Raw genomic sequence first — 7,361 nt, 5'->3', positions numbered from 1 at the left:
GATCGGGGGGCTGTTCGGCGGGCTTGCCGTGGCCACGAGCGTGCGGACAGGCGGCGGTGGCGCGGTGCAGCGCTTGCTTGCGCCGGGCTGTGCGACCAGGGGCCGATTGTGTGGTCGGCGGCTCGGATATCGGCTTGCCAGGCGAGCGCGCGCAGGCTTGCCAGAGTCAGGTGGACACGGTTGCGCGCGTGGGCGACTCGCACGGTGACGACGAGCGAGCACGATGCGGCTCACGAGGGCCTGAACACCCTGCTGGTTGCTCAAATCCGACCAGGCGACCGAGTTGGCAGCGCTGCGAAATCCGGCCGGGCAACGCGACTTCGAGCTCCGGCCCCGCGATCAGCGCGCGTCCGGCCACGCTGTCGAGCGAGCAGCGCGGCGGTGCGGGCTGGCAGCACTTCCGGTCCTGCGATCGCGCCACAGCCACGCGAGCCGCACCTATCTATATGTGTGTTCGCTGTAGGCGCACAAAAAGCGCCGCCCCGAGCCATACGGCCCGGGGCGGCGCCCTGTACTGACTCCTGCGCCTACCGGCTCAGATCTCCTCGGCGGAGCCACCGGCGGCAGCCAGCTTCTCCTTCGCGGAGGCGGAGAAGGCGTGCGCCTTCACCTGGAGCGCGACGGAGACTTCGCCGGTGCCGAGCACCTTGACGAGCTCGTTGTCGCGGACCGCGCCCTTGGCGACCAGGTCGTCGACCGTGACCTCGCCGCCGGCCGGGTACAGGGCCGAGAGCTTGTCCAGGTTGACGACCTGGAAGGTCACCTTGAACGGGTTCTTGAAGCCGCGACCCTTGGGCAGGCGCATGTGCAGCGGCATCTGGCCGCCCTCGAAGCGCGCCGAGACCTGGTAGCGGGCCTTGGTGCCCTTGGTACCGCGTCCCGCCGTCTTGCCCTTGCTGCCTTCGCCGCGACCCACGCGGGTCTTGGCGGTCTTCGCGCCCGGAGCCGGGCGGAGGTGGTGGACCTTCAGCGTCATGTCAGTCGACCTCCTCGACCTTGACCAGGTGGCGGACGGTGTGGACCATGCCGCGGAACTGCGGGAGGTCCTCCTTCACCACGGTGTCGTTGATCCGCTTCAGACCGAGCGACCGGAGGGTGTCCCGGTGGTTCTGCTTGGTGCCGATCTTGGAGCGGGTCTGCGTGATCTTCAAACGGGCCATGTCTCTCAGCTCCCCACACCGGCGCGGGCGCGCAGGAGGGCGGCCGGGGCCACGTCCTCCAGCGGGAGCCCGCGGCGAGCGGCGACTTCCTCGGGCCGGACCAGGCCCTTCAGAGCCGCCACGGTCGCGTGGACGATGTTGATCGGGTTGTCCGAGCCGAGCGACTTGCTCAGCACGTCGTGGACGCCCGCGCACTCCAGCACGGCGCGCACCGGGCCGCCGGCGATGACGCCGGTACCGGGGGCGGCCGGCTTCAGGAGAACGACGCCGGCGGCGCGCTCGCCCTGAATCGGGTGCGGGATCGTGCCCTGGATGCGCGGGACCTTGAAGAAGTTCTTCTTGGCCTCCTCGACACCCTTGGCGATCGCGTCGCGGACTTCCTTGGCCTTGCCGTAGCCCACGCCCACGGTGCCCTCGCCGTCGCCGACGATCACCAGAGCGGTGAAGCTGAAGCGGCGGCCACCGCGCACGACCTTGGCCACGCGGTTGATGGTGACGACGCGCTCGATGTGCGCCGACTTCTCCACCGGGGCCTGGTCGCCACGACGGTCACGGCGCTCGCGGCGGTTGTTGCCGCCCTCGCCGCCGCCACCCTGGTTGTTCTGTCCACCGAAGCCGCCTCCGCGGCGCTGCGGTCCAGCCATCAGAGGCTCCTTCCGTTCGTGCTCGTGTTACTGGTCACAGGTCCAGCCCCGCTTCCCGGGCGCCGTCGGCCACCGCGGCCACCCGGCCGTGGTACTTGTTGCCGCCGCGGTCGAAGACGACCGTGCCGACACCCTTGGCCTTGGCCCGCTCGGCGACGAGCTTGCCCACTTCCTTGGCCTTGGCGGTCTTGTCGCCCTCGCCGCTGCGCAGGCCGGCCTCCATGGTGGAGGCGGACGCCAGCGTCACGCGGGTGACGTCGTCCACGATCTGCGCGACCATGTGGCGCGCCGAGCGGGTGACCACCAGGCGCGGACGCAGTGCCGTGCCGGAGACCTTCTTGCGGACGCGCAGGTGACGGCGCTTGACCGCGTTGCGCTTCTTCGCCGGACCCTTGCCGATCTTGACTGCGAAAGCCATTACTTCTTCCCAGCCTTTCCGGCCTTGCGGCGGATGACCTCGCCGGCGAACTTGATGCCCTTGCCCTTGTACGGGTCGATCTTGCGCAGCTTCTTGATGTAGGCGCAGGTCTCGCCCACCAGCTGCTTGTCGATCCCGGACACGGAGAACCTGGTCGGGCTCTCCACGGCGAAGGTGATACCGGCGGGAGCCGGGACCGGAACCGGGTGGCTGTAGCCCAGGGCGAACTCGAGGTCCGAGCCCTTGGCGGTCACGCGGTAACCGACACCGGAGATCTCCAGGCTCTTGGTGTAGCCCTGGGTCACGCCGATGATCATGTTGTTGACCAGGGTGCGCGACAGACCGTGGCGCTCCTTGGCGATCCGCTCGTCGTTGGGGCGCGAGACGACCAGGTTGCCGTCCTCGCCCTTGGCGATCGTGATCGGGTTGACGACCGTGTGCGACAGGGTGCCCTTGGGACCCTTGACAGTCACGTCCTGGCCGTTGATGGTGACGTCGACTCCGGTGGGAACCGGGATCGGCAGCCGTCCAATACGAGACATTGCTTCTCCTCCTTCCCTTACCAGACGTAGGCGAGGACTTCGCCGCCGACGCCCTTGCGGGCGGCCTGGCGGTCGGTCAGCAGACCGGTCGAAGTCGAGATGATGGCGACGCCGAGTCCGCCGAGAACCTTCGGCAGGCCCGTGGACTTCGCGTACACGCGCAGACCCGGCTTGGAGATGCGCTTGATGCCCGCGATGGAGCGCTCACGGTTCGGGCCGAACTTCAGCTCGATGGTGAGGGACTTGCCCACCTCCGCGTCCTCGACCTTCCAGGAGGCGATGTAGCCCTCCTGCTTGAGGATCTCGCAGATGTGGGTCTTGATCTTGCTGGACGGCATGGTCACCTGGTCGTGGTACGCCGAGTTGGCGTTCCGCAGACGGGTGAGCATGTCCGCGATCGGGTCGGTCATGGTCATAGTCGGCCTGAGGCCTTCCTCGCCGTGGTATCCCCGCGCTGCTCACACTCTCCGATCAGAGTGCACATACGCGGGGACCTGCGGCGTGTAGTAGTTACCAGGAGCTCTTGGTCACGCCCGGCAGTTCGCCGGCGTGCGCCATCTCGCGCAGGCAAACCCGGCACAGGCCGAACTTGCGGTAGACCGAGTGCGGGCGACCGCACTTGGAGCAGCGGGTGTAACCGCGCACCTTGAACTTCGGCTTCGCGAGAGCCTTGTTGATCAGGGCCTTCTTCGCCATGTGATCACGCCTCCTTGAACGGGAATCCGAGGAGGCGCAGCAGCGCGCGGCCCTCGTCGTCGTTGCGGGCGGTGGTCACGACGGTGATGTCCATGCCGCGCACTCGGTCGATCTTGTCCTGGTCGATCTCGTGGAACATCGACTGCTCGTTCAGACCGAACGTGTAGTTGCCACGGCCGTCGAACTGCTTGGGCGACAGGCCGCGGAAGTCACGGATACGGGGCAGCGCGATCGACACCAGCCGGTCGCAGAACTCCCACATCCGGTCGCCGCGCAGCGTGACGTGCGCGCCGATGGGCTGACCCTCGCGCAGCTTGAACTGCGCGATGGACTTGCGGGCCCGGGTCACGGTCGGCTTCTGGCCGGTGATCGCCGCCAGGTCCTTGACGGCGCCGTCCATCAGCTTGGAGTCGCGGGCGGCGTCACCGACGCCCATGTTCACGACGATCTTCGTCAGACCGGGGATCAGCATGACGTTCGGGAAGCTGAACTGCTCCTTGAGCGCCGGGGCGATCTCCGAGCGGTAGCGCAGCTTCAGACGCGGCTGCACCGCGGTCTCAGTCTCGGTCACAGTCATGTCAGATGTCCTTACCGGTGCGCTTGGCGTAGCGGACGCTGCGCGTGACGGTCTTCTTGGAACCGTCGGCGAGCGTGCGCTCCTCCTCCACGCGGCGGTAGCCGACCCGCGTGACGACCTTGGCGCCCTCGTGCTCGACGACCAGCATCACGTTGGAGACGTGCACCGGGGCCTCGATCGTGATGATGCCGCCGGTCTTGCTCCCCCGGACGGACTGGCCGACCTTGGTGTGCTTCTTGACCCGGTTGACGCCTTCGACCAGGACCTTCTCAGTCTCCGGGAAGGCCTGGATGACCTTGCCCTGCAGACCCTTGTCCTTACCGGTGATGACCTGGACCAGGTCACCCTTCTTGATGTTCAGACCGGCCATGGTTTACAGCACCTCCGGGGCGAGCGAGACGATGCGCATGTAGCGCTTCTCGCGCAGCTCACGGCCCACCGGGCCGAAGATGCGGGTCCCGCGCGGGTCCCCGCCGTCCTTGATCAGGACGGCCGCGTTCTCGTCGAAGCGGATGTACGAGCCGTCCGGACGCCGGCGCTCCTTGACGGTGCGCACGATGACCGCCTTGACGACGTCGCCCTTCTTGACGCCCGCGCCGGGCAGGGCGTCCTTCACGGTGGCGACGATGACGTCGCCGATTCCGGCGTAGCGGCGGCTGGAGCCACCGAGCACGCGGATGCAAAGGATTTCCTTCGCACCGGTGTTGTCGGCGACCCGGAGCCGCGACTCCTGCTGGATCACTATCTATCTCCTTCGTCGTGCCGGTTCACAGGGGGCTGCCGCTCGAAGCGGACTCCGGTCGGCAGCCCTTCCTGTGCCTGGCCGAACGGACTGGTTACTTGGCCTTCTCGAGAACCTCGACCAGGCGCCAGCGCTTGGTCGCCGAGAGCGGCCGGGTCTCCATGAGCAGCACGCGGTCGCCGATGCCGGCCGTGTTCTGCTCGTCGTGGGCCTTGAGCTTGGTGGTGCGGCGCACGACCTTGCGGTACTTCGGGTGCGTCTTGCGGTCCTCGACGAGCACGACGATGGTCTTCTCCATCTTGTCGCTCACGACGTAACCTTCACGCACCTTGCGCGCGCCACGCGCCTCGGTGTTCTCCACGGTCTGCTCGCTCACTTCGCCTCCTCAGTACTGATGCCGAGCTCACGCTCGGTCATCAAGGTGTAGATGCGAGCGATGTCCTTCTTCACGGCGCGCATGCGGCCGTGGTTCTCAAGCTGGCCGGTGGCCTGCTGGAAGCGGAGGTTGAACAGCTCCTCCTTGCTCTCACGGAGCTTCTCCAGCAGTTCGGCGTCGCCGAGCTCGCGCAGTTCGCGCGCGGTGGTCCCGGTCGCCATCAGATGTCACCTGCCTCACGCTTGATGATCCGGCACTTGAGCGGGAGCTTGTGCGTCGCGCGAAGCAGGGCCTCGCGTGCGCGCTCCTCGTTCGGGTACGAGAGCTCGAAGAGCACTCGGCCGGGCTTGACGTTCGCGACCCACCACTCGGGCGAGCCCTTGCCGGAACCCATGCGGGTCTCGGCCGGCTTCTTGGTGAGCGGACGGTCCGGGTAGATGTTGATCCACACCTTGCCACCACGGCGGATGTGCCGGTTGATGGCGATACGGGCGGACTCGATCTGCCGGTTGGTCACGTACGCCGGGGTCAGCGCCTGGATGCCGTACTCGCCGAACGCCAGGTTGTTGCCGCCCTTGGAGGCGCCCGAGCGACCGGGGTGGTGCTGCTTGCGGTGCTTGACCCGCCGAGGGATCAGCATCACGCCTCCTTGGTCTCGGTAGCGGCCGGGGCCGACGCCTCAGCGGCGGCCGGAGCCTGGGCCTGCGGTGCGGACTGCTGGCCGCCGCCACCGCCGCCGTCGCGACGCGGGCCGCGGCCACCGCCGCCACCGTCGCGACGCGGGGCACGGCGGTCGCCGTCACGGCCGCCACCGCCGCGGCGGTCGCCGCCGTCACGCGGCGGGCGCCCGGCACGGGCCTCCGCGGCGTTCAGCGCGCGCTGCGCGGACAGCGACGTGACGTCGCCCTTGTAGATCCAGACCTTCACGCCGATCCGGCCGAAGGTGGTCTTGGCCTCGTAGAAGCCGTAGTCGATGTTCGCGCGGAGCGTGTGCAGGGGCACGCGGCCCTCGCGGTACTGCTCCGAGCGGCTCATCTCGGCCCCGCCCAGACGGCCGGAGACCTGGACCTTGATGCCCTTGACGCCGGCCTTCATCGAGGACTGGATCGCCTTGCGCATCGCGCGGCGGAACGCCACACGCTGCGCCAGCTGCTCCGCGATGCCCTGAGCGACCAGCTGCGCGTCGCTCTCGGGGTTGCGCACCTCGAGGATGTTCAGCTGGACCTGCTTGGCGGTCAGCTTCTCGAGCTTGCCGCGGATGCGGTCGGCCTCGGCGCCGCGGCGGCCGATGACGATGCCCGGACGCGCGGTGTGGATGTCGACGCGGACGCGGTCACGCGTGCGCTCGATCTCCACCTTGCTGATGCCCGCGCGGTCCATGCCCTCCGTCATCAGACGGCGGATCGCGACGTCTTCCTTGACGTAGTCCTTGTACAGCTTGTCGGCGTACCACCGGGACTTGAAGTCCGTGGTGATGCCGAGGCGGAACCCATGCGGGTTAACCTTCTGGCCCACTATCGGGTCCTGCCCTTCTGAACGCGCGCGACACTGTTATTGATCGAGGCCTCCTGGACCACGATCGTGATGTGCGAGGTCCGCTTGCGGATGCGGTAGGCACGGCCCTGGGCGCGCGGCCGGAACCGCTTCAGGGTCGGACCCTCGTCCACGTAGGCCTCGCTGATGACCAGCGAGCCGCGGAGCTGCTTGTTGTTGCGCGCGTTGGCGGCAGCCGACGCGACGCACTTGAAGACCGGCTCGGCGGCGGCGTACGGCGCGAAGCGCAGGGTGTCGAGCGCCTGCTCGACGTCCTGGCCGCGGACCATGTCCACGACGCGGCGCACCTTCATGGCGGTCATGCGGATGTTCTTCGCCTGGGCAATGGCCTCATTGCCAGCGAGGTCCTTGGCCTTGTTCTCAGCCACGGCGCGACCTCCGATCGTCCTTCACGTGACCCTTGAACGTGCGGGTCGGGGAGAACTCGCCGAGCTTGTGGCCGACCATCGCCTCGGTGATGAACACCGGGACGTGCTTGCGGCCGTCGTGCACGGCGATGGTGTGACCCAGCATGTCCGGCACGATCATCGAGCGCCGGGACCAGGTCTTGATGACGGTCTTGGTGTTCTTCGCGTTCTGGGCGTCCACCTTCTTGATCAGGTGGCCGTCGACGAAGGGACCCTTCTTGAGACTGCGCGGCATCTAAACCTCC

Annotated in this window: 16 protein-coding genes; all 16 read right to left on the bottom strand. The window is 67.9% G+C overall.

Translation table 11 applies throughout. From position 1 onward, the window contains the following. Window positions 1-535 precede the first annotated feature (535 nt). A complete protein-coding gene (gene rplO / locus GWK61_RS30660) occupies window positions 536-976 on the bottom strand; it encodes a 50S ribosomal protein L15 (RefSeq protein ID WP_194914733.1) in 441 nt (146 codons plus the stop codon). A 1-nt stretch (window position 977) separates the two neighbouring features. Further along, the gene (gene rpmD, locus GWK61_RS30655; RefSeq protein ID WP_012785176.1) at window positions 978-1,160 is read right to left on the bottom strand and encodes a 50S ribosomal protein L30; all 183 of its coding nucleotides are present in this window, start codon (window positions 1,158-1,160) and stop codon (window positions 978-980) included. A gap of 5 nt (window positions 1,161-1,165) precedes the next feature. After that, complete coding sequence (gene rpsE / locus GWK61_RS30650) at window positions 1,166-1,804, bottom strand: 30S ribosomal protein S5 (RefSeq protein WP_194914731.1); 639 nt, start codon at window positions 1,802-1,804, stop codon at window positions 1,166-1,168. A gap of 34 nt (window positions 1,805-1,838) precedes the next feature. Further along, a complete protein-coding gene (gene rplR, locus GWK61_RS30645; protein WP_194914729.1) occupies window positions 1,839-2,222 on the bottom strand; it encodes a 50S ribosomal protein L18 in 384 nt (127 codons plus the stop codon). Then, complete coding sequence (rplF, locus tag GWK61_RS30640) at window positions 2,222-2,764, bottom strand: 50S ribosomal protein L6 (RefSeq protein WP_194914727.1); 543 nt, start codon at window positions 2,762-2,764, stop codon at window positions 2,222-2,224. Before rplF ends, rplR begins: the two co-directional genes overlap by 1 nt. 17 nt (window positions 2,765-2,781) lie before the next feature. Then, on the bottom strand, window positions 2,782-3,180 hold the full coding sequence (gene rpsH / locus GWK61_RS30635; protein WP_012785172.1) for a 30S ribosomal protein S8: 399 nt from the start codon (window positions 3,178-3,180) through the stop codon (window positions 2,782-2,784). 94 nt (window positions 3,181-3,274) lie between these two features. Next, entirely contained in the window at window positions 3,275-3,460 is a 186-nt protein-coding gene (locus GWK61_RS30630; RefSeq protein ID WP_012785171.1) for a type Z 30S ribosomal protein S14, read from the bottom strand. Between the two features lie 4 nt (window positions 3,461-3,464). After that, window positions 3,465-4,037: a 50S ribosomal protein L5 gene (rplE, locus tag GWK61_RS30625; RefSeq protein WP_194914726.1), complete on the bottom strand. Its 573-nt coding sequence runs from the start codon at window positions 4,035-4,037 to the stop codon at window positions 3,465-3,467. Window position 4,038: 1 nt separating this feature from the next. After that, complete coding sequence (gene rplX, locus GWK61_RS30620) at window positions 4,039-4,398, bottom strand: 50S ribosomal protein L24 (RefSeq protein WP_194914735.1); 360 nt, start codon at window positions 4,396-4,398, stop codon at window positions 4,039-4,041. 12 nt (window positions 4,399-4,410) lie between these two features. Beyond that, window positions 4,411-4,779, bottom strand: a complete 369-nt coding sequence (gene rplN / locus GWK61_RS30615; protein ID WP_012785168.1) for a 50S ribosomal protein L14 — start codon at window positions 4,777-4,779, stop codon at window positions 4,411-4,413. 94 nt (window positions 4,780-4,873) lie between these two features. After that, window positions 4,874-5,155 carry a 30S ribosomal protein S17 gene (gene rpsQ / locus GWK61_RS30610; RefSeq protein ID WP_194914724.1) on the bottom strand — a complete coding sequence of 94 codons (282 nt, stop codon included), beginning with the start codon at window positions 5,153-5,155 and terminating at the stop codon, window positions 4,874-4,876. Continuing rightward, window positions 5,152-5,376, bottom strand: a complete 225-nt coding sequence (gene rpmC, locus GWK61_RS30605; RefSeq protein WP_194896210.1) for a 50S ribosomal protein L29 — start codon at window positions 5,374-5,376, stop codon at window positions 5,152-5,154. Before rpmC ends, rpsQ begins: the two co-directional genes overlap by 4 nt. Then, window positions 5,376-5,795, bottom strand: a complete 420-nt coding sequence (gene rplP, locus GWK61_RS30600) for a 50S ribosomal protein L16 (RefSeq protein WP_012785165.1) — start codon at window positions 5,793-5,795, stop codon at window positions 5,376-5,378. Before rplP ends, rpmC begins: the two co-directional genes overlap by 1 nt. Then, the gene (gene rpsC, locus GWK61_RS30595; RefSeq protein WP_194914717.1) at window positions 5,795-6,670 is read right to left on the bottom strand and encodes a 30S ribosomal protein S3; all 876 of its coding nucleotides are present in this window, start codon (window positions 6,668-6,670) and stop codon (window positions 5,795-5,797) included. The genes rplP and rpsC overlap by 1 nt, the downstream gene beginning before the upstream one ends. Continuing rightward, on the bottom strand, window positions 6,670-7,077 hold the full coding sequence (gene rplV / locus GWK61_RS30590; protein ID WP_194914715.1) for a 50S ribosomal protein L22: 408 nt from the start codon (window positions 7,075-7,077) through the stop codon (window positions 6,670-6,672). Before rplV ends, rpsC begins: the two co-directional genes overlap by 1 nt. Next, window positions 7,070-7,351: a 30S ribosomal protein S19 gene (gene rpsS / locus GWK61_RS30585; protein ID WP_012785162.1), complete on the bottom strand. Its 282-nt coding sequence runs from the start codon at window positions 7,349-7,351 to the stop codon at window positions 7,070-7,072. The genes rplV and rpsS overlap by 8 nt, the downstream gene beginning before the upstream one ends. Window positions 7,352-7,361 lie beyond the last annotated feature (10 nt).

It is taken from the genome of Catenulispora rubra, assembly GCF_015356825.1.
Lineage (GTDB): Bacteria > Actinomycetota > Actinomycetes > Streptomycetales > Catenulisporaceae > Catenulispora > Catenulispora rubra.
Note: the sequence above shows the minus strand (reverse complement) of the source record. Positions and strands in the feature narration are given on the sequence as shown.